The sequence below is a fragment of the Actinomadura sp. GTD37 genome, from assembly GCF_041951365.1.
In the GTDB taxonomy this organism is placed as follows: Bacteria; Actinomycetota; Actinomycetes; order Streptosporangiales; family Streptosporangiaceae; genus Spirillospora.
In genome coordinates this window covers 2,225,050-2,246,566 of the sequence record NZ_JBGNUS010000001.1, presented here as the reverse complement: position 1 = coordinate 2,246,566, position 21,517 = coordinate 2,225,050, and the positions used below count along the sequence as shown (strand labels likewise).

Sequence of the window (21,517 nt, the reverse complement as noted above, 5' to 3'; positions counted from 1 at the left end):
CAGCTCACGGGAGGAAACGGCGGCGGCCGGCGGCGGTGAACTCGTCCCGCAGCGCCGCCTTGTCCGCCTCGGTCATCGGGACGTACTCGGGCGCGCCCCTGCCCGCCCACCGGAACACGGGGTCGTCGGTGCGCCAGCCGTCGAGCTGGAGCTCCTTCTTCTTCAGCTTGCCCGAACCGGTCGTCGGCAGCGCGTGCGAGACGCGCACGAACCGCGGGGCGCCCTTGGTGCCGAGGTCGTCCTGCGCGGCGAGGAACGCCGCGAAGTCCAGGTCCTCGAACGCGACGCCCTCGGGGATCTCGATCGCGGCCATCACCTGGTCGCCGGAGCGCGGGTCGGGGACGCCGAACGCGACCGCGTCCACGATCCTCGGGTGGCGGCGGACGACGTTCTGGGTGAGCAGCGCGGAGATGTTCTCCGAGTCGACCCGGATCCAGTCGCCGGACCGCCCGCCGAAGTACAGGAACCCGTCGCCGTCGACGTAGCCGAGGTCGCCCGTCCAGTACCAGCCGTGCCGGACGCGCTCGGCGTCCGCCTCGGGGTTCTTGTAGTAGCCCTCGAACTTGGCGGCGCCGTGCACGTCGACGATCTCGCCGACGGCGGCCTCGGCGTTGGTGACGCGGCCGTGCTCGTCCAGGACGGCGCGGGCGCAGGTCTCGCGCGTCTCGGGGTTCACGATGCGGACGCCGTCGTGGGCGGGGCGGCCGAACGCGGTCGGCGGCGTGGCCGGGTCCCGCTTGATCATGCCGGCGCTCTCGCTGGAGCCGTAGCCCTCGACGAGCCGCGCGCCGAACCGGCGCAGGAACTCGGCCTTGTCCTCGGGGGACGCCTCCGTGCCGAACCCGTGCGTGAGCGTGTTGTCGCCGTCGTCGGGCCGCTCCGGCGTGGCGAGGACGTAGCCGATCGCCTTGCCGACGTAGTTGAAGAACGTCGCGCCGTAGAACCGGACGTCCGGCAGGAACCCCGACGCGGAGAACTTCGGCGCCAGCACGACCGTCGCGCCGGCCGCGAGCGACGGCGCCCACAGCGCCATCAGCGCGTTGCCGTGGAACAGCGGCATCGAGCAGTAGCTGATGTCGTCGCGCTTGATGTCGTACTTGGCGCTGTTGTCGCGGCCCAGCTCGGCGAGGCGGCCCTGCGAGCACCGGGCCGCCTTGGACGCGCCGGTCGTCCCGGACGTGAACAGCAGCAGCAGCTGCGTCTCGGGGGTGACGGACGCGTCGGCGGCGGGCTCGCAGGCGTGGGCCGCGACGCGCGCCGCGTAGCCGTCGTCGTCGATGAGGACGAAGCGGTCGCGGGGGACGCCGATGTCGAGGCCGTCCAGGAGCTTCAGCCCGGCCTGGTCGGTGACGAGGAGCCGGAGGTCGGTGTGCCGGACCTCCTGCTCCAGGTAGGCGCCGGTCCGGGTCGAGTTGATGCCGACGACCGTCGCGCCGCCCAGCGCCGCCGCGCCCAGCCACAGGACGTACTCGGGGACGTTCTCCAGCAGCACGCCGATGTGGAACGGCCCCTCCGGGCCCCGCTCCCCGCGGTGCAGCTCGCGGGCGAGCGAGGCGCGTGCCGCGCTCTCCCGGACGACCTCGTCCCACGTCCAGGTCCGTTCGCGGCTGCGCAGGCCGTGCCGGGTGTCGCCCACCCGGTCCAGGAGCATCGCCGCGATCGTCTCGTCACGCACTAGCACTACCCCGGGCCGTCTCGGTGGACAGGACGCAGTGCGCACAGGGATTCAGGTAGTTCATTCAGAGTCCTCCATCAGGCCCAAACGTTAATCAGCGGGATGTCCGGGCACTCCGGACATCCCGCTGACCGGGAGCTACGACCGTCGACTTGCGGCGTGTTGTTGTTATGAGGCGTCGGATAACACCAACACGCCGCAGGTCAACGGGACTTCAGGGCCTCGGCGATCTGGTCGGACTGGGACTGCTGCTCTACTAGCTGGCGTAGGAGCCACAGGCGCAGCACTCGCGTCACCGCAGCGGCCAGGTAGAGGGCCGCGCCCAGGACGGTCACGGCCAGGAAGCCGAGGGCGAGGGTCTGGAGCGAGCCGACGTCGCGCATGTCGTCCTTGGTCAGCGAGACGTTGTAGGCGATGAACACGCCCACGACGCCGGCCACCATCGCGACGGCGCCGGCGATGCGGAGGACGCCGTCGAAGCGGGACTGGTCGGTCTTCAGCTTCTGGCCCGCCACATCGTCCTTGAACTGCTGGCGTCGTTCCTCGGTGAGCATTTGGGGTCAACCTCCCAGGTAGTCGCTGGACAGCCGGTCTTCGATCTCTTCGGGCGGGCCGGCCGCCACCACGCGCCCGTGCAGCATCAGCGCGGCGGTGTCGGCGATCGGCAGGACGGCGCGGGCGAACTGCTCCGCGACCAGCACCGACAGGCCGCCCTCGACCAGCTCGGCGACCGTCTCGTACATCTTGGTGACGATCATGGGCGCGAGGCCCATGGACAGCTCGTCGAGCAGCAGCACCGCCGGATCGGTGCCGAGCGCGCGCGACAGCGCGAGCATCTGCTGCTCGCCGCCGGACATGGATCCGGCGAGCTGGTGGCGGCGCTCCCCGAGGCGGGGGAAGCGGGCGTACGCCTTCTCCTCCAGGTCCGCCAGGCTCGCGCCGGTCCCGGTGGCGGCCCACAGGTTCTCCCGCACCGTCAGGTTGGGGAAGATCCCGCGTCCCTCGGGGATCGAGCAGACGCCGAGGCGGGCCGCGTCCTGCGCGGAGATGCCGTTGACCTTGCGCCCGGCGTACCGCAGTTCCCCGCCGGTCGGCGGGTGCAGGCCCGCGCACACGCGCATCGTCGTCGACTTCCCGCCGCCGTTCGGGCCGAGCAGCGCCAGCAGCGAGCCCGGCTTCAGCGCCAGGTCGACGCCGTGCAGCACCTCGATCGCGCCGTAGCCGGCGCGGACGTCCACCAGTTCGAGCAGCGGCTCGGCGCCGGCCCCCGCGCCGTCGGCGGCGCGCGGCTCCGGGATCACCTCAGCCATGCGATGCCTCCTCCGTGCCGATGTAGGCGGCGATGACCTCGGGAGACTCCTTGATCTCCGCCGGGGTGCCGGACGCGATGAGCGCGCCGTAGTCGAGGACGTGGATGGTCGAGCACAGCTTCATGACGAGCGGCAGGTCGTGCTCGACGAGGCAGATCGCGAGGCCCTCGGCGGCGAGGACGGCGAGCATCCCCGCGAACGCGTCCGTCTCGCGCTCGGTCTGGCCGGACGCGGGCTCGTCCAGCAGCAGGACGCGCGGTGAGGTCATCAGCGCGCGCGCCACCTCCACGACGCGGGCCCGTCCGATCGGGATGTCGGACACATCGCGGTCGGCGATGTCGGTGAGCCCGGTCCGTTCGAGGATCTTGTCGGTCTGCTCGTCCAGGTCGAAGCGCTTGCGGGTGTTGCTGCGCAGGATGTCGCCGGCGACGCGGACGTTGTCGCGGACCGACAGCGACAGGAACAGCTCCAGGCGCTGGAACGTCCGCGCCATCCCGCGCCGCGCGCGCTTGGCCGGGGACAGCTTGGTGATGTCGTCCCCGTCCAGGAGCACCTGGCCCGACGCCGGCTTCTGCAGGCCGGTGATGGTGTTGAACATCGTCGTCTTGCCGGCGCCGTTCGGGCCGATCAGCCCGGTGATCTGCCCCTCGCGCATGGTGAGGCCGACGTCGTCGACGGCGGTGTTGCCGCCGAACCGGACGGTGATGCCTCTCGTTTCGAGCAGCGCCGTTTCGAGCGGTGAGGGCGTCTCAGGCACGGGCCCCTCCCTTCAGGCCGAGTTCGCGGTCGAGGCGGGCGCGCAGTTCCTCGGTGTAGGGCTCGTCCACGCCGATGAGTTCCAGCGGCGTCGGACGGGTGCGGCCCTCCTCCAGGTACATGCGGCCGATGACGGGCAGCAGGAAGACGACGCACAGGGCGACGAGCGCGAACGTCCACGTCCCGATCACGCCGGTCAGCGCGAGCACGTAGAGGACGACGCCCAGCGCGCCTGCCCCGTAGAGGACGGGCCTGGCCTCCCGCATCGCCCGGTAGCCCTCGATGACGTCGTGGACGAACCCGCTCGGGTTCCGGCCGACGCCCATCCCGACCAGCGCCGTCCCGACGAGGACGAGGTGGCCGAGCGCCTTGTAGATCGTGGCCATGCCCTCGTTCTCCAGGGCCAGGTCGCTGAACGTCGACACCAGGACGGCCGAGCCGACGCCCGCCATCAGCCCGCCGACCAGCGCGCCGCTGAGGTAGCCGATGCCGGCGACCACGACGAGCATCAGCAGCGCGAGGCTGCCGATGAAGGTGAAGTTGTCCTGCGCGACGGTGCCGGTCGCCGACGACATGAGCACGCCGCCGAGCCCCGCGATCGCCGCGGAGATCATGAAGACGCTCAGCTTCAGCCGGACGAGGTTCTGGCCGAGCATCGCCGACGCCGCCGGGCTGTCCTTCATCGCGGCGAGCCGCCGCCCGTACCCGCTGCCCCGCAGGGCGGCGAGCCCGACGGCGATCAGCGCGAACAGCACGGTGGCCGTCATCAGCGACGTCGTGCCGTTCCGCAGGTCGAGCGGGCCGACCTTCAGCGGCGGAACGACGAGCGACCCGTCCGGGAACAGGGTGAACTTCATCCCGAACAGCTCGTGCTCGGTGGTGTCGCGCAGCACCATGTTGGACAGGAACTCGCCGAACGCCATCGTGGCGAGGGCCAGGTAGAGGCCGCGGAGCCGCAGCGCCGGCAGCGCGACGAGCCCGCCGACGAGCGCCGCCGCCGCGACGGCCAGCAGCACGCCCTGGATGTTCATCCGCGCGGCCAGGCCGCTGCCCTCCACTCCGGCGTGGAACGCCACGACCGTCGCGACCGCCCCGAACGCCAGCGGCGCGAGGTTCAGCTCGCCCGCGTAGCCGGTGAGGACGGTCAGCGACAGCGCGATGATCGCGAACGTCATGCCGAGCGAGAACGTCGTGATGGCGCCGTCCGACAGCAGCAGGCTGTAGAGGTACACGACCGCGACGAGCACGAGGCCCCACACGGCCGCGGACCGGACGGTCGGCACCCGGTACCGCTCGCGGGTCCGGATCGCGGCGCCGCGCAGCCGGTCCTGGGGCAGCACCACCAGCACCACGAACAGCAGGATCATCGGCAGCGAGACGCGCAGGTTGCCGGTGAACGTGCCCGCCGACGGCAGGTAGGCGAGCACGTAGTTGGCGGCCAGGCCGAGCACCATCGCCCCGACGAACGTGCGGGGGATGCTGCGCAGCCGGCCGAACATCGCCGCCGCGAACGCGTCGATCACCAGCAGGGTCAGCATGTTCGCGTCCAGGCCGCCGCCGCTGATGGGCACGATCAGCACCCCGGCGAGGACGGCGAGGGTGGAGCCGAGCGCCCACGACAGCATCGCGGCGCGCTCGGGGTCGTGGCCGTTCAGGCGCAGCAGGTCGGGGTCGTCGACCGAGCCGCGCATCACCACGCCCGCCCGGCTGCGGGTGAACAGCACCCGCAGCCCGACGGCGATCGCGACGGCGGCGACCAGGCAGACGATCTCGTGGTACCGGATCACCACGCCGGCCAGCGTGATCTTCGCGCCCGCGCCGAAGAACATGTCCACGGTGTGGGCCTCGTCCGGGTTCCAGACCCACTGGGCCAGGTACACGGTGCCGAGCAGCACCGCCACCGTCACGATGATCTTCGTGACGTCGGCGGTGCCGCGCAGCCCCTTCATGATCGCGGCGTGCAGCGCGGCGCCCATCGCTGGACCGACCACCCCGATCACGACGATCAGCGCGAGCCACACCGGCCAGCCCCACCGCTCGGTGAAGTGCCAGTACAGGAACGTGCCGAACATCGCCTGCGCGCCGTGGGCGAAGTTGAAGATGCCCGAGGTGTTGTACGTCAGTACGAGCCCGGAGGCCGCGATCGAGTACACCGAGCCGAGGACCAGCCCCAGGATCGTGTACGTCAGGAACGTCGTCACTTGCTCACCGCCATGTGGTCACCGCCTCCGGCGGGGTCGGATCAGGAGGACTGGGGCTTGATGACGTCGTCGGTCAGGAACTTCGTCGAGATCCGGTCGCCGTTCAGCTGCACGCCCGAGGCCTTCGGGTCGGTCTTGACGACGAACTCGGGACCGCACTCGAACTCGCCGACGTTCTTCGGCAGGATCTGCTCGTACTTGGTCTTGTCGAGCTTCACCATCAGCGAGCAGGACGCGGGCTTGTTGTTGCCCGGGTCGGTCGGCGCGTGCAGGCCGCCGCCCGTCCACTCGTGCACCTTGGACAGCTCGTTGATCACGCACTGCCGGGTCAGGTCCGAGCCGCACTTCTGCGCCGACTGCGCCCACAGCAGGAAGGACGACGTGGCCTGCATGCCGAGCAGCGCGACCTTGCCCTGCTTGCCGTTGACGAGGTCCACGTACTGCTTGACCGCCGGGACCTTCTCGGCGTTCTCCAGCGGCTGGAAGATCATGCCGATGTGCAGGTTGTCACCCGCGCCCGAGGTGTTCCACTTGGACACCATCGTGCTGTACCAGGTCGCCTCGAACACGTACTTCGGCTTGGCGCCGGCCCGCTCGATCGACTCCAGCAGGCTGAACTGGCCCGGGTCGGGCGAGTCGGACGACCACAGGTAGCCCGCCTGGCACTTCTTGATCTTCTCGGCGAAGGGCATGTAGCTGCTCTCGCCCTTGTCGTTCAGCCGGACGCCGCACTCCAGCGGCTTGACGCCGATCTCCTTCATGGCGCCGGCGATCTTGCCGGTGCCGGTGCTGACGGCCGGGGACGTCGACAGCAAGAGGTCGGTCTTGTCCTTGAAGTCGGGGAACAGCTTCTCCGCGAGGCGGAGCCCCCCGATGTTCATCATGTCCACCGGGTACGGGACGGACTCGTACTTCATCGGGCCCATCGCGGCGTTCGGGCCGACGGTGAACCCGGCGACCGTCGGCAGCTTGCAGCCCACCCGGTACTGCTCGGCGGCCTCGTCCATCGCGAAGCCCTGCCCGACGAGCATGAAGTCCTGCTTGCAGGACTCCTGCACCACCTTCGCGGACTGCATGTAGGCGGCGTCGTACTGGTTGCCCTTGATCTTGCGCCCGTTGATGCCGCCCTGCTGGTTGCACCAGTCGATCATCGCGGCGACGGCGTCGCCCATCTCCTTGGACAGGCCCGGCGCGGAGGTGAAGCCGCGGTCGTCGCCGAAGCCGATGGAGATCGCGTCGTCGGTGACGCCCTGGTCGGTCTTGCCCTTGGCGTCGCCGGCGCCGCACGGGGACGCGAGCGTCCCGAAGGACTTGCTCGCCGCGGCGGAGCCGCCGTCCGAGCCGGTGCCCTCCGACACGCCGTCCGTGCCCGAACGCTCGCTGGAACAGGACGCGGTCACGAGCGCGACCGCGAGGACGCCCGCTGCGAGGCGTCCGATCTTGTCGACCTTCATAGGTCGTACTCCTTTCACCGGCCGCCGGAGCGGCAAGTGGTGATTCGGGCAGGCGGGGGACGAGTTCTGGGGTGTGGGTCACTCACCGGCGCCCCTCTGGCACGCCGGTACTGGGATGGTGCGGGTCGGTCCGGGCCGGTGGCCGTCAGCCGAAGTTGGCCTGGCCGCCGTCCAGCGGGATCGTCGCTCCGGTGAGGTAGCGCATCGCCGGCTGGACGAGCGCGACGACGGCCTTGCCGATGTCGTCCTCGCAGTCGCCGATGTAGCCGAGCGGGATCGTCCTGCGGAACTCCTCGGCCGCCTCGGGGTTGTTCTCCGCCCACCACTTCAGCCCCGGCGACAGGGCGTGCGGGGCGATGTTGTTGGCGCGGATGCCGTCCGGTCCCCATTCGGCCGCGGCCGTCCGGGTCAGTGACCGGAGGGCCTGCTTGGCGGCCGCGTAGGCGCCGTACGTCGCCGGGTCCCAGCGGACCATGGCGGACGTGACCAGGTTGACGATGCTGCCGCCGCCGCGCGCCTTCATGTGCGGGTGGCACGCCTTCATGAACGCGAACGCCGCGAACGGGCCGGTGACGAACCCCTTCTGGAACTTGGCGTCGGTCATCTCCAGCAGCGGGCCGTAGGAGCCCGAGTAGGCGTTGTTGACGAGGACGTCGATGCCGCCGAACGTCTCGGCGATCCGCGCCACCGCGTCCGGGATCGCCGCGGTGTCCGCGACGTCGCACGCGAACGGCTCGGCCCGCGCGCCGCGTTCACGGATCAGCTCGCAGGTCGCGTCGAGTTTGGCCGCGGTGCGGCCGAGCACGGCGATCGCCGCGCCCTCGGACGCCAGGGCGAGCGCGATGCCCTGCCCGACGCCCTGCCCTGCTCCGGTGACGATCGCGACCTTGTCGCTGAGGCTTGCCATTGGTTCTCCCACTCAGTACTGCTTGCGCGCCCAGCCCGTACTGTCAGGTCATGCCTGGTCAGTCCGGTCTGCTCAGTCCTGGTGGGGTCATGGTGATGTGACGCGGGGCACGCAAAACGTCGAGTCCCACTCAGCGGGAACGACTTCGGTGAGCGGCGGCCGTTCCCGTCCCGCTGAGCGGAATGCCCTGGTGGAGCCCGGGTGGCGCGGCCGAGAATGGGCCTCCCGGCGAGGAGAAGGGGTCCGATGGAGATCATCGCGAAGCTGACCGGTCCCGGCGGCGAGTTCGAGCTGCGCGAGGAGGACGTGCTCGGGGCACGCGTGCCCGTGTTCGCCAACCGCGCCCGCAGTCTCGGGCAGGTGCTCGCCGATTCGGCGCGTTACGGCGACCGCGACTACCTCGTCACCGCGTCCCGCCGGATCACGTTCGCCGAGCACGCCGCCGCCGTCGCGTCGATGGCGAAGGCGCTGCGCGACGACCTCGGCGTCCGGCCCGGCGACCGCATCGCGATCAACGCGGCGAACTCCCCCGAGTGGATCGTGTCGTTCTGGGCGGCGATCGCCGCCGGCGCGGTCGCGGTCGGCTACAACGCCTGGTGGGCGCCGGGAGAGGTCGAGTACGCGCTCGGCCACACCGACCCGAAGATCGTGATCGCGGACGAGAAGCGGGCCGCGCTGATCTCCGAGGACGTGCTGACGATCGAGAAGGACGTCCCGTCGCTGATGGCGCGCTACCCCGGCGCCGAGCTGGACATCCCGGACGTCGCCGAGGACGACCCGGCGGTCATCCTCTACACGAGCGGGACGTCGGGCCGCCCGAAGGGCGCCGTCCACTCGCACCGCAACCTGACCTCGGTGATCGAGTACCACCGGTACAACGACGCCATGATGGGCGCGTTCGGCATCGACGCCTCGTCCCGCCGCTACCTGCTGGTGCTGCCGCTGTTCCACATCGCGTCGCTGCACAACCTGGCCGTCCCGCGGCTCGCCACCGGCACCGCCGTGGTCCTGCACACGGGCGGCTTCGACGTGGACAAGGTGCTGACCCTGGTCGAGAAGGAGAAGATCACCAACTGGGGCGCCGTCCCCACGATGGCGCACCGCCTGATGGAGCACGGCGACCTGTCGAAGTACGACCTGTCGTCGCTCACCGCGTTCGCGCTGGCCTCCGCGCCGTCCTCGCCCGCGTTCAAGGAGCGGCTCCAGTCGGTGTTCCCGCCTGCGCGCGGCGCCCTGGTCGACAGCTACGGGCTCACCGAGTCGTGCACCGCGATCTCCCTCGCCACGCCCATGGACCTCGCCGAGGCGCCGGGGACGCTCGGCGCACCGAACCTCGGCGTCCAGATGGAGATCCGCGACGCCGAGGGCGAGCGGGTCCCGGACGGCGCGGAGGGCGAGGTGTGCGCCCGCAGCGCCTACAACATGATCGGCTACTGGCGGGACCCGGCGGCCACCGCCGCCGCCGTCGACGCCGACCGCTGGCTGCACACCGGTGACTTCGGCAGGATCGAGGACGGCCGGCTGCGGCTCACCACCCGCCGCTCCGACCTGATCATCCGCGGCGGCGAGAACGTCTACCCGACCGAGATCGAGAACGTCCTCGCCGAGTACCCGGGCGTGTCCGAGTGCATCGTCATCGGCGTCCCGCACCCGGACCTCGGGCAGGAGGTCACGGCGGTCGTCGTCTTCGCCGGCGACCCGCCCACGGCGGAGGAGCTGACCGCGTTCACGAAGGAGCGCGTCGCCTACTTCAAGGTCCCGTCGCGCTGGCACCTCACGTCCGACCCGCTGCCCCGCAACGCGACCGGGAAGGTCCTGCGCAAGCAGGTCGAGGACACGGTGTCCTGACTCCCGCGGCGGTCCGGGTGTTCGCCCGGTACCGGGCGACGAGGCGGGAGCCAGCCGTGGACGAAGAGCGTAGGAGTCTTTCTCGAACCCCGCCGGCTGGAGAGACTGATGGGGTGCCGAGAGACGAGTTACTGAGGCGGGCCGAGCGGGACCAGCGGGTCAGGGAGGCCGCTCCGGCGACGGGACGGGTCACGATCTGGCAGGGGCTGCGCGGTCTCTGGACCGACCGGCGCAACACGATGTGGCTCGCGCGCCTCGTCCGGCGGGACGGATGGCCCGGCATCGCGGCGGCCGGCGCGGACGGCGCGCACGCGGCATGGCTGCTCGCCCAGCACGCCGACCGGAAGCCGGGCGTCCAGCGCATGTTCCTTGAGGCGATGCGGGACGCGGTCGGGCGCGGAGACGCCGCGCGCAAGGACCTCGCCTACCTGGAGGATCGTGTGCGCGTCAACGACGGGCGCCCGCAGATCTACGGCACCCAGTACGGGATGACCGGGACGGTCTTCGGCCCACTGCCCATCGAGGCCCCTGAGAGCCTCGATGAACGCCGCGCCGCCGCGGGCCTCCAGCCGATGGCCGAGTACGACGCCGAGATGCGCCGCCTAGCCACCTGACCCGGCGGCCGCCGGGGACGGGCGGCGGGCGTGGGCGAGGAGGGCGGCGGCCGGGCCCGACGGGGTGGTGCCGGTCCGCCAGACGGCGCGCAGGGAGCGCTCCAGCGTCACGCCCTCGATCGGCACCGCGGCGAGGGCGCCGGAGGCCAGGTCGGCGGCCACGACGAGGTCGCTGATCAGCGCGGGCCCCGCCCCGGCGACGACCGCGTTCCGCACGGCCGTGCTGGAGCCGAGCTCCAGCAGCGGCGGGACGAGGTCCACGCCGTGGGCGGCCATCGCGTGCCGGGCCGCCTGCCGGGTGCCCGAGCCCTCCTCCCGGCTGATCAGGGGCGTGCCGGCGACCTCGGCGGGCGGGACGGGGCGGCCCCGGCGCGCCCAGCGGTGGCCGGGCGGCGCGACGAGGACGAGCCGGTCCCGCGCGACGGTCCGGGACCGCAGCCCCGCCGGGCGGCCCGGCGACTCGATGAAGCCGATGTCGACCTCGCCCTGCCGCGCCAGCTCGCACACGTGCGCCGAGTTCGTCACCTGCATGCCCACGTGCAGGTCGGGGTCGGCGCGGCGCAGCTCCCCGATCCAGGCGGGCAGCAGGTGCTCGGCGATGGTGAGGCTGGCGGCGACGGTGAGGTTGCCGGTGTGCTCGCGGCGCAGCGCCTCGACGCCGTCCGCGAGCGCGGCCAGGGCGTCCAGGACGCGCTGCGCCCAGCCGGTCACCAGCGTCCCGGCGGGGGTGAGGGACGAGCCGCGGCGGGTCCGGTCGACGAGGCGGACCCCGAGCCGGCGTTCCAGCCGGGACAGCCGCTTGCTCGCGGACGGCTGGCTGATCCGCAGCTCCCCGGCGGCGGCCGTCAGGCTGCCCCGCTCGGCGACCAGGACCAGCAGCCGCAGCGACTCGACGTCGGGCTCGGCTGTCATGCCCTCAGGCTATGACGTGAGGCCGGAATGCCCGGTACCGGGACCGCGGGGCGGACGGCAGTCTCGCAGGCATGAGCACTCTGGAGGCCGTCCGCCGGGACCGGGCGAGGCCGCGGTGGGCGCGGACGGCTCCCGGCGCCGCGGTGGCGGCGGGCGGCGCGGGCGTGGCGCTGGCCGTCAACCTGCTCGTCCCGGCGCTGAGCGCGCTGACCGTCGCGGTGCTCGCCGGCGTGCTGATCGGCGGCGCGCTGCCCGCGGTGCTGTCGGACGGCCTGCGCTGGGCGACCCGCGCCTTCCTGCGGGCCGGCGTGGTCGTCCTCGGGCTCCAGCTCAGCCTGACCGAGGTGCTGCGGCTCGGACCCGGCATGCTCGCGGTGGTCGTGGTCACCGTCGCGCTCGCGTTCACCGGGACGCTCGCGCTGGCACGGCTGACCGGCGTGCCCGGCGGCCTCGGGCTGATGGTCGCCACCGGGTTCTCGATCTGCGGGGCCTCGGCGATCGTGGCCATGGACAGCGTCGCCCGCAGCCGGAAGGAGGACGTCGCCACGGCGGTCACGCTGGTGACGGTCTACGGGAGCGCCGCCATCGCCGTCGTCCCGTTCCTCGGCACCCGCGTGCTGGGGCTGGAGCCGGAGACGGTCGGCATGTGGGCGGGGCTGAGCGTCCACGAGGTCGCGCAGGTGGTGGCGGCCGCGTCCCCCGCGGGCGCGGCGGCCGTCGGCACCGCCGTGGTCGTGAAGCTGACCCGCGTGGTGCTGCTGGCGCCCATGGTGGCCGGGATGGGCGTCCTCGAACGCAGGGCCGGCGGGGACGCCGGCGGGAAGCGCCCGCCGGTCGTCCCGCTGTTCGTCGCCGGCTTCCTGGTGATGCTGCTGCTGCGCAGCGCGGGCGTCGTGCCCGGCCCGGTGGTGGACGGCGCGAAGCAGCTCTCGACGGTGCTGCTGGCGGCGGCGATGTTCGGGCTGGGCACGTCCGTCCGGGTGGGGGCGCTGCTGCGGACGGGACGGCGCGGACTCCTCCTCGGCCTCCTGTCGACCGTGCTGGTCGGCGCCGTCTCCCTCGCCGCCCTCAGCGTGCTGGGGCACCGGTGACGAGTTCCCCGGCCCGTCCGGGCAGCCGGTCCAGGAACTCCTCCCAGGTGCGGGTGCCCCGGCCTGCGCCGTCGAGGGTCGGGTTGTCGCCGGCGGACGGTGCGGGGCTCGGCGTTCCGTCCTCAGCCCCGGAGGAGCCGGTCGCCGAGGGGGCTGCGGCGGTACAGGACGTGCCGTCCGTCGCGCGCCCGGGTGAGCAGGCCCGCCGCGTGCAGCACCCGCAGGTGCTGGGAGACGGCGCTGGGCGTCACGTTCAGGCGGCGGGCGAGTTCCACCGTCGGCAGCGGTTCGCCGAGGACGTCGATCAGCGCGGCGCGGCGCGCGCCGAGCAGCGACGTCAGGGCGGTGGTGTCCGGGGCCGGCGGCGGCGTCCACAGGGTGGCCACGCCGCGGCTGGGATAGGACAGGCTGGGCGGCTCGTCCGGGTGGACGGGCGGCGCGGGCTTGTGCGCGAACACCGCCGGCATGAGCAGCAGCCCGCGCCCGGACGCGGGCACGTGGTGGTGCCCGATCATCTTGTCGATGTAGAGCACGCCGTCCCGCCACCTCAGGTTCGGGTGCATGTCGGCGAACAGCAGCCGCGCGCCGCCCACGGCCAGCTGCCGCGCCCGGTAGGTCATGTCGGCCTCCAGCACCAGCCGCATCTGCGGCCAGACCGGTTCGAGCGCCGTCCGCCAGTAGCGTCGCAGCACGTCGCACGCCTCATCGCGGAGCCGGGCGGCAGCGTCGTCGTCCGGCGGAGCGTTCCGCACGAGGGCGGCGTCCATGTCCCGGCGGACGCGTCCCGGAGGCGTCCGCCGGACGAGTGACAGCTGCTCCTCGAACACCGGCGCGAACACCTCGGGCCGCGGCGCGAGGAAGTCCGGGACGGCCAGCCGCGTCCCGACCAGCGACGTCAGCAGCCGCACGTCGCGCGGGTCGAGCCGGGCGAGCGCGGACCTGCGCCACGGCAGATGCAGCGTCTGCAGCCCGGGTTCGCGCAGGACGCGCAGGCTCAGCACCGTCTCGTCCAGCGGCGACAGGGCGAACCGCGTGTCCGCGAGGTCCTCGACGCCGAGCCCGAAGCTGATCATTAAGCGCCAGGCTACATCTCTTGGCCTCGGCGCCCGCCCGGCGTGGACTTGCCTGCACCACCTACGGAAGGACGGGCGCATGAAGGGCTTCGACCCGCGGACCAGCTTCGGCAAGGAGGTGTCCGAGCGCTACGACGCCGAGGACACCCGGGGCGACGAGGAGCAGACGGTCGCGTTCCTCGCCGGCCTCGCGGACGGCCGCCCCGCACTGGAGTTCGCGATCGGCACCGGCCGCGTCGCCCTGCCCCTGGCGAGGACCGGCGTGCGGGTGGACGGCATCGAGCAGTCGCCCGACATGGTCGCCCGGATGCGCGAGAAGCCGGACGGCGACAGGATCGACGTGACCATGGGCGACATGTCCCGCGTCTCCGCCGGACGCGTTTACGGGCTCGTGTACCTGGTGTTCAACACGATCGGCAACCTCCTCACCCAGGACGACCAGGTCCGCTGCTTCGAGAACGCCGCGCGGCACCTGGCCGGCGACGGGGTGTTCGTCCTCGAATGCCGCGTCCCCGACGCCCCGTCCCGTCCCGGCCACCGGTTCGTCGACCCCGAGCGGATCGACGCCGACGCCGTCGGCCTGGACATCTGCCGCTACGACCCGGTGACGCAGATCCTCGACAAGAACCACGTCCGGATCGGCGCGGACGGCATCGCCTTCGACCCCATCAGGCTCCGCCTGGCGCACCCGCCGGAGTTCGACCTGATGGCCCGCGTCGCGGGGCTCCGCCTGCGCGACCGGTGGGGCGGCTGGGAGGGCGAGCCGTTCACGGCCGCGAGCGGGCGCCACGTCAGCGTCTACGAACCGCGGCGGCCGGTCGGCTGAGGCGGGCGACGGCAGTAGAGTCTCCGATGGTGACGACCCTGCGACCCGCTGATCTCGCGCGCGAGCACGGCATCTCGACGCAGGCCGTCCGCAACTACGAGCGGGACGGGTTCCTCCCGGCCGCGGAACGCGCGCCCAGCGGCTACCGGATCTACACCGAGGCGCACGCGGCGGCGCTCCGCGCCTACCTCGCGCTGATCCCCGCGTACGGGCACGCGACCGCCGGCCAGATCATGAACGCGCTCCACCGCGGCGAGATCGACGAGGTCCTCGTGGCCGTCGACCGCGGCCACGGGCGGCTGGCCCGCGACCGGGACACCCTCGCCTCGGTGCGGAGTGCGGTGGACCACCTGACGGCGGAGACCGGCGACGCCCGCTCGGCGGACGCCGCCGCCCGCACCATCGGCGAACTCGCGCACCATCTCGACGTCACCCCGGCGACCCTGCGCAACTGGGAGGGCGCCGGGATCCTCGCCCCCGCGCGCGACCCGGCCACCGGCTACCGCGTCTTCCGCGCGGCCGACGTCCGGGACGCCGAACTCGCCCACCTGCTCAGGCGCGGCGGCTACCCGCTCGACCACATCTCCACCGTCGTCCAGCAGGTCCGGACGGCCGGCGGCACCGGCGAACTGGCCCGCGCCCTGGACGACTGGCAGCGGAAGCTGACCGCCCAGGGCCTGGCCATGTTCCACGCGGCCGCCCAGGTCGACCACTACCTGACCCTGCTCGATCAAGCAGGTCCCGGGTCCGCGGACCGGCCGCGAAGGTAGGCCAGGACGGCGAGGACCCTGCACCCCTGACCGCCCTGGCCGCGACCCGGCCGTCCCCGGCAGCCCTCATCGCCGCCCGCGAGTGACCTCCCGGCCCGACCGCCGACATCGCGCTGCGGCCGGACATGCGGATGAGCCCCGGCGCAACCGGGGCTCATCGGCGAAATCGATCGGCCGAATCAGGGGGTCGGCTCGTCCCGCTTCACGTGGGCGAGCAGCGCGGCGAACGCTTCGGGGACCATCGTGAGGTGACCGGCCTCGGGAGCCTTGCTGTCTCGAAGACCGACGCGGCCCTCCAGAAGGGCCACCTCAACGCACTCATCGCCCTGGGTGTTACTCCGGCTCGACTTGCGCCATACCAGGCTCACGTCATTGCCTCCATAATCCGCTCAATGAGAGCCCTGCTGTCAGTCCGAGACATCGCATCTGCCCCGATTCGGTCGAACCGTACCGCAAACTTGGCCACATCTGCGGACTCCTGCGCCAGCCTGCCGCCGCCCAACGCTTCCAAGTAAGCAACGTTCTCACCCTTGGTTGAGATGACCGTGAATGAGCCGTCCAGTCCCATATGCGCCCCTACCCGCCGAGGGACGGCCCGCAACACGACGTTAGGCAGGCGGCTCGCCTCCAGGAGGTGAGCCAGTTGGCGGCGCATCACCTCCGGCCCTCCGACCGGCTGGTCAAGAGCGCTCTCGTTGATGAGAGCCCACACGTCGGGCGGCTGCGGGCGCGCCAGGACTTCTTGGCGCGACATACGAGCCGCAAAAGCGGCGTCAACGTCGTCCACATACCCGGCGACGAGCAGAGCTCTGGCGTATTCCGGTGTCTGCAGCAACCCGTGGATGACCGATGAGGTGTAGGTCCTGATGCTGCGCGCCCGCGCCTCATAAAGGACAAACGCCCTGAACCAGTTCAGGTCGTGCCCCTCCTCTGCGTACTTGCGCAGCCGCGAGAAGTGGCCGCCAGTCCCCCAGGCAGCGTCCAAAGTTCTGGTCTGCGTCTTACTCGGCTTTCGGATGCCACTTTCGAGGTTGTGTACCTGCTGCTTCGTTACTCCGATGATCTTGCCGACCTCGGCTTGCGTCAACCCTCGCGCTTCGCGATAGAAGCGTAGATCGAACGCCAGCCACGACCACAGGGACTCGTCCGGATTAATGCCCGGCAGCGGCGTCATCTGCGATCCCCCAAGTACACAGCGTCAACGAATACTCCACACCCTAGACACGGCCAGGCCACTCTTGCCCTGAAACGAGACAAGAAAGGGCGGTCAGCATGGGAACCAAAGCCGTGAAGTCGGGCGAGTTGGACATAACGTTTCGGGCTTCACGAACTGGGCCCGGGACCGTGCGGGGTCTGGTGGAGTTGCGGCTTCTGGAATGGGGGCTCGCACCGATTTCCGGGGACGTTCTTCTGGTCGTCGGGGAATTGGTCACGAATGCCGTGAAGAACGCGCCGGATGGCGTGGTGCAGGTCAGGTTCGTTCGGGAGTCGGGGGGTGTGCTGTTCGAGGTGTGGGACGCCTCGGACGAGATGCCGGTGGTGCGGCCGATCATCGAGATGACGTTGGACGACATCGTCCCCGATCCGCTGGCACTGGAGGACGGGCACGAAGACGGGACCGGTGGACGCGGGCTGCCCGTTGTGCGGGCCCTCTCGTCCGAGTGCGGGGTGCGTCCGACCGAACCCTGCGGCAAGTGGGTATGGGCGAGGGTCGCGTTCTGATGGACCGATGGTCTCTACAGCGGCGTACTCGCCGGGGGCGTCGGACGGCCATTCGGCTGCTGGAGGTGCTCGCCGTCGCGGCCGAAGCACGCGGGTGGCGGTGCGTGAAGCTGTACGAGCCCGAGCAGTTCCCCCTGCCGGTGCCGCTGCTCTGGGTCTACGCGAGCGGGGTCGCCGAGGACGTCGGGGTGCTGGTGAGCGTGCGGGCCGTCCCCGGAGGACGCTGGGCCTACCACCGCGCGCAGCGGGGGCGGTTCGGCTACCTGTGCCCCTGCGGGGACGTCAAGGCCGCCGCCGAGCAGGTCGATCTGCTGCTCAAGCACATGATGTTCCCGTCCACCTGGTGATCACGGGCGCCGGGTGAGAAGCCCCGAACTACGCAGACGGCGTCTACCCGGTTCGGGGCGTCCGGTCAGCGGGGGCGGGGCGGGTGCTTCGCGATGAAGAGGCCCTCCGCCGATACGCAGGTCTCGCCGTTCGCCGCGATCTCGCCCGTCGTGCGGATCTTGCGGCCGTCCACCGACACCTGGCGGGCGGTCACGGTGAGGGGCTCGAAGAGCGGGGTCGTGCGGTGGTAGCGGAGGGTCAGCTCCGCCGTCATTCCCGACACGCCCGCCCAGCCGTTCGCCACGCCCAGCGTGTGGTCGAGGAGGAGTGCCGACACGCCGCCGTGGACGCACGACGGCGGCCCCTGGTACGGCAGGCCCAGCGTCGTCACCGCCTCGATGGTGCGGGAGTCCACGGCCGAGTACGCGAGCGGCGGCGCGAGCGGGTTCTCCGGGCCCGCGACGGGATCGTGGCGGGTGATGCCGTCGCCGCGCCACATGTCGACCAGCCGGTCCGGCACGGGCGGCGCGGTCGCTTCGAGGTCGTCGGCGACGGCGTTGAGGCGGTCGGCGATCGCGGACATGTCGGCGTCGGTCATGCCGCCGGACCGGACGAGGGCGTCGATCACCCGGCGGGCGGCGTCGGCGGCCTCGTCCACGGCGGGGGTCTGGAACTCGGAGCTCAGGTCGATGCTCATCACGCCACCGGGTCCCGGGGCAGGCCGAGGATGCGCTCCCCGATGATGTTCAGCTGCACATCCGTCGTGCCGCCCGCGATCGACATGTTCCGCGAGTTCAGGAACATCCAGGTCGGGTCCTTCATGCCGCCTTCGCCCCGTCCGGAGAGCGCGTCGGAACCGATCCAGTCCATGGCCGTCTCCCAGACCTGCTGGATGTGCTCGACGCCGATCAGCTTGCCGATGCTCGACTCGGCGCCCGGCTGGCCGCCCGCGAGCGTCCGCAGCGTGGTGCGCAGGCCGAACAGGCTGCTCGACTGGGCGTCGCACAGGATCCCGCCGAGGGTGGTGAGCCGCTCGTCGTCGGCGTCCGAGGCCAGCTTGAGCAGGGCCTCGCCGCCGCTGCCGAGGGACGAGTCGTTCGACAGCGAGACGCGTTCGTTGGCGAGCGTCGTCCGGGCGAGCCTCCAGCCGTCGCCGGGGGCGGAGACGAGGAGCTCGTCCGGGACGAACACGCCGTCCAGGAACACCTCGTTGAACAGGGTGTCGCCGGTCAGCTCGCGCAGGGGGCGGATGTCGATGCCCTCGGACCCCATGTCCAGCAGGAAGTACGACAGGCCCTTGTGCTTCGGGACGGACGGGTCGGTGCGCGCCAGCAGGATGCCCCAGCCGGCCTCGCGGGCCATGGACGTCCACACCTTCTGGCCGGTGATCTTCCAGCCGCCCTCGACCTTCTCCGCGCGGGTGGACAGCGCGGCGAGGTCGGAGCCCGCGCCCGGCTCGGAGAACAGCTGGCACCAGCGGATGTCGCCGCGCAGGGAGCCCGGCAGGAACCGCTCGTGCTGGGCGGGCGAGCCGTGCGCGATCAGCGTCGGCACCACCCAGTTGCCGATGATCATGTCGTGCGCGCGCAGCCCGGCGGCGCGCATCTCCTCGGCGATGACGAGCTGCGCGACGGCGTCCGCGCCCTTGCCCCAGGGTTCGGGGAGGTGCGGGGACGTGTAGCCGCGGTCCGCGAGGTAGCCGGCGCGCTCCTTGCCGGTCAGGGCCTTGGCCGGCTCCAGCTCGGCGCGGACCTCGGCGCGGACCTCCTCGGCCTCCGGCGGCAGCTCGACGCTCAGCTCGCGGCGGACGCCGTCCAGGGTGAGGCGCGCGACCCGGCGGCGCCACGACGCGGTGGAGCCGAGCAGGATGCGCAGGGTCTGCGTGCGGCGCAGGTAGAGGCTCGCGTCGTGCTCCCAGGTGAAGCCGATGCCGCCGAGCGTCTGGATGCAGTCCTTGGCGGTCTGGAACGCGGCCTGGACGCTGGTCGCCCCGGCGACGGCGGCGGCGAGGGACGCCTCGTCCGAGCCGGGCTCGTCCTGGGCGCGGGCGGCGTCCCAGGCGCAGGCGCGGGCCTGCTCGGCGTGCGCGAGCATCCGGGCGCAGCGGTGCTTGACGCCCTGGAACTGCCCGATCGGGCGGCCGAACTGCTCGCGGACCTTGGCGTACTCGGCGGCGGTCGCCGTCGCCCAGTCGGCCAGGCCGGACGCCTCGGCGGCGAACAGCACCGCCGCGAGGTCGCGGACGGTCCGCGTCCCGACGTCCAGGACGGCGGCGGGCGCGGCCGCGGCCTCGGCCGTGGCCAGGCGGCGGGTCAGGTCGTGGCTCGGCAGCTCGTCGATGACGGCGGCGTCGCGGGGCAGGACGACCCAGGCCGTCCCGTCGCCGTCCTTCGCGGGGACGACGAGGACGTCCGCGAGCGGCGCGCCCAGGACGGGGCCGGACGTGCCGGTCACCGTGACCCCGCCGCTGGAACGGTCCAGCGTGAGGGTGCCCGCGTCCAGGCCCACGGCGCCGACCGCGCTGCCGTCCGCGAGGGACGGCAGGTGCTCGGCGTGCCCGGCGCGGTGCAGCACGGCGCTCGCCAGGACGGTCGGCAGGAACGGCCCCGGTGTGATGGCGCGCCCCAGCTCCTCCAGGACGACGGCCAGTTCGACGAGCCCGTAGCCCGCGCCGCCCGCGTCCTCCGGGAGGTGCAGGCCGAGCAGTCCCTGCGCGGCCAGCTCGTCCCAGAACGCGGGGGCCTTCTCCCGGCCCGCGTCCACGGCGGATCGCACCGCCGCCGCCGTCACCTGCCGGGACGTGAAGGCCCGCACGGCGTCGCGCAGGTCGCGGTGCTCCTCGGTCAGCCCGATGGTCATGCTCAGATCCGTTCGATGATGGTGGCCGTGGAGTGCGCGCCGCCCGCGCACATCGTGACGAGCGCGGTCGACTGGTCGGCGCGCTCCAGCTCGTTCACGGCCTGCGTGATGAGGCGGGCGCCGGTCGAGCCGACCGCGTGGCCGAGCGCGATGGCGCCGCCGTTGACGTTGACCTTGTCCATGTCCGCGTCCAGCACGGACGCCCACGACAGGACGACCGACGCGAACGCCTCGTTGATCTCGACGAGGTCGATGTCGGACAGCTTCATGCCCGCCCGCCCCAGGACGTGCCGCGTCGACTCGATCGGCCCGTCCAGGTGGTAGTACGGGTCGGAGCCGACCATCCCGGACGCGACGATCCGGGCGCGGGGGCGGAGCCCCAGCTCGGCGGCCCGCTCGGCGGACATGAGCAGCACCGCGGCGGCCCCGTCGCTGATCTGCGACGAGTTCCCGGCGGTGTGGACGCCGTCCGGGATGACCGGCTTGAGCCCGGCGAGCGCCTCGGCGGTCGTGTCGCGCAGCCCCTGGTCGCGGGTGACGACGGCGGTCTCGCCGGTCGGCCCCTCCTTGGTCATGACGGGCGCCTCGACCGGCAGGACCTGCCCGGCGAACCGGTCGTCCGCCCACGCCGCCTTGGCCTTCACCTGCGACGACAGCCCGAACGCGTCGGCGGCGGCGCGGGTGACGCCGCGCTTCTTCGCGATGCGCTCGGCGGCGGTGAACTGGTCGGGGTAGTCGATCTCCCAGCCCTCGGGGGCGGGGCTGCCGGTCTCCGGGGTGAGCGCCTGGCCGAGGAACACCCGGCTCATCGCCTCGACGCCGCAGCCGATGCCGGTGTCGATCGCCCCGGCCGCGATCAGCCCGGCGACCATGTGCACGGCCTGCTGCGACGACCCGCAGGCGCAGTCGATCGTGGTGCAGGCCGTCGTGTAGGGCAGGCCCGCGTACAGCCAGGCGTTGCGGGTCACGTTGTTGGACTGCTCCCCCGCCTGCGTGACGCAGCCGCCGACGACCTGCCCGACCGTCGCCGCGTCGACGCCGGCGCGGTCGAGCAGCCCGCGCTGCGCGAGTCCGAGCAGCTGCGCGGGGTGCAGTCCCGACAGGGCGCCGTAGCGCTTGCCGACCGGGGTCCGGACGGCGTCGACGATGACGGCCTCAGGCATGGAATGTCT

General features: G+C 72.2%; 21 protein-coding genes. 7 read left to right on the top strand and 14 right to left on the bottom strand.

The window, feature by feature from the left end; translation table 11 throughout:
• Positions 1-4: 4 nt before the first annotated feature.
• The 7 genes from ACA511_RS10825 to ACA511_RS10795 all read right to left on the bottom strand — a co-directional run bounded on the left by ACA511_RS10825 (position 5) and on the right by ACA511_RS10795 (position 8,303).
• Complete coding sequence (locus ACA511_RS10825; RefSeq protein WP_375023973.1) at positions 5-1,675, bottom strand: AMP-binding protein; 1,671 nt, start codon at positions 1,673-1,675, stop codon at positions 5-7.
• 203 nt (positions 1,676-1,878) lie between these two features.
• Positions 1,879-2,229 (bottom strand): hypothetical protein, encoded by a 351-nt coding sequence (locus tag ACA511_RS10820; protein ID WP_375023972.1) that lies wholly within the window; start codon positions 2,227-2,229, stop codon positions 1,879-1,881.
• Positions 2,230-2,235: 6 nt separating this feature from the next.
• Positions 2,236-2,985, bottom strand: coding sequence for an ABC transporter ATP-binding protein (locus ACA511_RS10815; RefSeq protein ID WP_375023971.1), 750 nt, complete (start codon positions 2,983-2,985; stop codon positions 2,236-2,238).
• A complete protein-coding gene (locus ACA511_RS10810) occupies positions 2,978-3,742 on the bottom strand; it encodes an ABC transporter ATP-binding protein (RefSeq protein WP_375023970.1) in 765 nt (254 codons plus the stop codon). The genes ACA511_RS10815 and ACA511_RS10810 overlap by 8 nt, the downstream gene beginning before the upstream one ends.
• On the bottom strand, positions 3,735-5,942 hold the full coding sequence (locus ACA511_RS10805; RefSeq protein WP_375023969.1) for an ABC transporter permease: 2,208 nt from the start codon (positions 5,940-5,942) through the stop codon (positions 3,735-3,737). Before ACA511_RS10805 ends, ACA511_RS10810 begins: the two co-directional genes overlap by 8 nt.
• Positions 5,943-5,983: 41 nt before the next feature.
• Positions 5,984-7,396, bottom strand: coding sequence for a hypothetical protein (locus ACA511_RS10800; RefSeq protein ID WP_375023968.1), 1,413 nt, complete (start codon positions 7,394-7,396; stop codon positions 5,984-5,986).
• Between the two features lie 145 nt (positions 7,397-7,541).
• A complete protein-coding gene (locus ACA511_RS10795; RefSeq protein ID WP_375023967.1) occupies positions 7,542-8,303 on the bottom strand; it encodes an SDR family NAD(P)-dependent oxidoreductase in 762 nt (253 codons plus the stop codon).
• 246 nt (positions 8,304-8,549) lie between these two features.
• Here ACA511_RS10795 and ACA511_RS10790 point away from each other — a divergent pair, with 246 nt between their 5' ends.
• Positions 8,550-10,151 (top strand): class I adenylate-forming enzyme family protein, encoded by a 1,602-nt coding sequence (locus tag ACA511_RS10790; RefSeq protein ID WP_375023966.1) that lies wholly within the window; start codon positions 8,550-8,552, stop codon positions 10,149-10,151.
• A gap of 113 nt (positions 10,152-10,264) precedes the next feature.
• On the top strand, positions 10,265-10,765 hold the full coding sequence (locus ACA511_RS10785) for a DUF6624 domain-containing protein (protein WP_375023965.1): 501 nt from the start codon (positions 10,265-10,267) through the stop codon (positions 10,763-10,765).
• Here the strand turns inward: ACA511_RS10785 and ACA511_RS10780 are convergent.
• A complete protein-coding gene (locus ACA511_RS10780) occupies positions 10,754-11,677 on the bottom strand; it encodes a LysR family transcriptional regulator (protein WP_375023964.1) in 924 nt (307 codons plus the stop codon). The genes ACA511_RS10785 and ACA511_RS10780 overlap by 12 nt on opposite strands.
• A 71-nt stretch (positions 11,678-11,748) precedes the next feature.
• Here ACA511_RS10780 and ACA511_RS10775 point away from each other — a divergent pair, with 71 nt between their 5' ends.
• Positions 11,749-12,768 (top strand): YeiH family protein, encoded by a 1,020-nt coding sequence (locus tag ACA511_RS10775; RefSeq protein WP_375023963.1) that lies wholly within the window; start codon positions 11,749-11,751, stop codon positions 12,766-12,768.
• 122 nt (positions 12,769-12,890) lie between these two features.
• Here ACA511_RS10775 and ACA511_RS10770 read toward each other — a convergent pair whose 3' ends face one another.
• Positions 12,891-13,841, bottom strand: a complete 951-nt coding sequence (locus ACA511_RS10770) for an ArsR/SmtB family transcription factor (protein ID WP_375023962.1) — start codon at positions 13,839-13,841, stop codon at positions 12,891-12,893.
• A 79-nt stretch (positions 13,842-13,920) separates the two neighbouring features.
• Between ACA511_RS10770 and ACA511_RS10765 the strand changes: the two genes are divergently transcribed.
• Both ACA511_RS10765 and ACA511_RS10760 read left to right on the top strand, forming a co-directional pair.
• Positions 13,921-14,667 (top strand): class I SAM-dependent DNA methyltransferase, encoded by a 747-nt coding sequence (locus ACA511_RS10765; RefSeq protein WP_375023960.1) that lies wholly within the window; start codon positions 13,921-13,923, stop codon positions 14,665-14,667.
• A 29-nt stretch (positions 14,668-14,696) separates the two neighbouring features.
• Positions 14,697-15,437 carry a TioE family transcriptional regulator gene (locus tag ACA511_RS10760; protein ID WP_375023959.1) on the top strand — a complete coding sequence of 247 codons (741 nt, stop codon included), beginning with the start codon at positions 14,697-14,699 and terminating at the stop codon, positions 15,435-15,437.
• 179 nt (positions 15,438-15,616) lie between these two features.
• Here ACA511_RS10760 and ACA511_RS10755 read toward each other — a convergent pair whose 3' ends face one another.
• Together ACA511_RS10755 and ACA511_RS10750 are read right to left on the bottom strand one after the other, a co-directional pair.
• Entirely contained in the window at positions 15,617-15,805 is a 189-nt protein-coding gene (locus ACA511_RS10755; protein WP_375023958.1) for a DUF397 domain-containing protein, read from the bottom strand.
• A complete protein-coding gene (locus ACA511_RS10750; protein ID WP_375023957.1) occupies positions 15,802-16,611 on the bottom strand; it encodes a Scr1 family TA system antitoxin-like transcriptional regulator in 810 nt (269 codons plus the stop codon). The genes ACA511_RS10755 and ACA511_RS10750 overlap by 4 nt, the downstream gene beginning before the upstream one ends.
• Before the next feature lie 182 nt (positions 16,612-16,793).
• On the opposite strand from ACA511_RS10750, the gene ACA511_RS10745 reads away from it, so the two are divergent.
• A complete protein-coding gene (locus ACA511_RS10745; protein ID WP_375023955.1) occupies positions 16,794-17,159 on the top strand; it encodes an ATP-binding protein in 366 nt (121 codons plus the stop codon).
• A 104-nt stretch (positions 17,160-17,263) separates the two neighbouring features.
• Positions 17,264-17,506, top strand: coding sequence for a hypothetical protein (locus ACA511_RS10740; RefSeq protein WP_375023954.1), 243 nt, complete (start codon positions 17,264-17,266; stop codon positions 17,504-17,506).
• 65 nt (positions 17,507-17,571) lie between these two features.
• Here the strand turns inward: ACA511_RS10740 and ACA511_RS10735 are convergent, their stop codons facing one another.
• The 3 genes from ACA511_RS10735 to ACA511_RS10725 are packed head-to-tail and all read right to left on the bottom strand — an operon-like array spanning position 17,572 to position 21,508.
• The gene (locus tag ACA511_RS10735; RefSeq protein ID WP_375023953.1) at positions 17,572-18,183 is read right to left on the bottom strand and encodes a PaaI family thioesterase; all 612 of its coding nucleotides are present in this window, start codon (positions 18,181-18,183) and stop codon (positions 17,572-17,574) included.
• Positions 18,183-20,345, bottom strand: a complete 2,163-nt coding sequence (locus ACA511_RS10730) for an acyl-CoA dehydrogenase (RefSeq protein ID WP_375023952.1) — start codon at positions 20,343-20,345, stop codon at positions 18,183-18,185. The genes ACA511_RS10735 and ACA511_RS10730 overlap by 1 nt, the downstream gene beginning before the upstream one ends.
• A 2-nt stretch (positions 20,346-20,347) precedes the next feature.
• Positions 20,348-21,508, bottom strand: a complete 1,161-nt coding sequence (locus tag ACA511_RS10725) for a steroid 3-ketoacyl-CoA thiolase (protein WP_375023951.1) — start codon at positions 21,506-21,508, stop codon at positions 20,348-20,350.
• Positions 21,509-21,517: the final 9 nt, after the last annotated feature.

Excerpts from the sequence above, each read along its gene's own strand:
- ACA511_RS10820 (WP_375023972.1), bottom strand. The coding sequence starts at position 2,229 with ATGCTCACCGAGGAACGACGCCAGCAGTTCAAGGACGATGTGGCGGGC.
- ACA511_RS10815 (WP_375023971.1), bottom strand. The coding sequence starts at position 2,985 with ATGGCTGAGGTGATCCCGGAGCCGCGCGCCGCCGACGGCGCGGGGGCC.
- ACA511_RS10800 (WP_375023968.1), bottom strand. The coding sequence starts at position 7,396 with ATGAAGGTCGACAAGATCGGACGCCTCGCAGCGGGCGTCCTCGCGGTC.
- ACA511_RS10795 (WP_375023967.1), bottom strand. The coding sequence starts at position 8,303 with ATGGCAAGCCTCAGCGACAAGGTCGCGATCGTCACCGGAGCAGGGCAG.
- ACA511_RS10790 (WP_375023966.1), top strand. The coding sequence starts at position 8,550 with ATGGAGATCATCGCGAAGCTGACCGGTCCCGGCGGCGAGTTCGAGCTG.
- ACA511_RS10780 (WP_375023964.1), bottom strand. The coding sequence starts at position 11,677 with ATGACAGCCGAGCCCGACGTCGAGTCGCTGCGGCTGCTGGTCCTGGTC.
- ACA511_RS10775 (WP_375023963.1), top strand. The coding sequence starts at position 11,749 with ATGAGCACTCTGGAGGCCGTCCGCCGGGACCGGGCGAGGCCGCGGTGG.
- ACA511_RS10770 (WP_375023962.1), bottom strand. The coding sequence starts at position 13,841 with ATGATCAGCTTCGGGCTCGGCGTCGAGGACCTCGCGGACACGCGGTTC.
- ACA511_RS10765 (WP_375023960.1), top strand. The coding sequence starts at position 13,921 with ATGAAGGGCTTCGACCCGCGGACCAGCTTCGGCAAGGAGGTGTCCGAG.
- ACA511_RS10750 (WP_375023957.1), bottom strand. The coding sequence starts at position 16,611 with ATGACGCCGCTGCCGGGCATTAATCCGGACGAGTCCCTGTGGTCGTGG.
- ACA511_RS10735 (WP_375023953.1), bottom strand. The coding sequence starts at position 18,183 with ATGAGCATCGACCTGAGCTCCGAGTTCCAGACCCCCGCCGTGGACGAG.
- ACA511_RS10730 (WP_375023952.1), bottom strand. The coding sequence starts at position 20,345 with ATGACCATCGGGCTGACCGAGGAGCACCGCGACCTGCGCGACGCCGTG.
- ACA511_RS10725 (WP_375023951.1), bottom strand. The coding sequence starts at position 21,508 with ATGCCTGAGGCCGTCATCGTCGACGCCGTCCGGACCCCGGTCGGCAAG.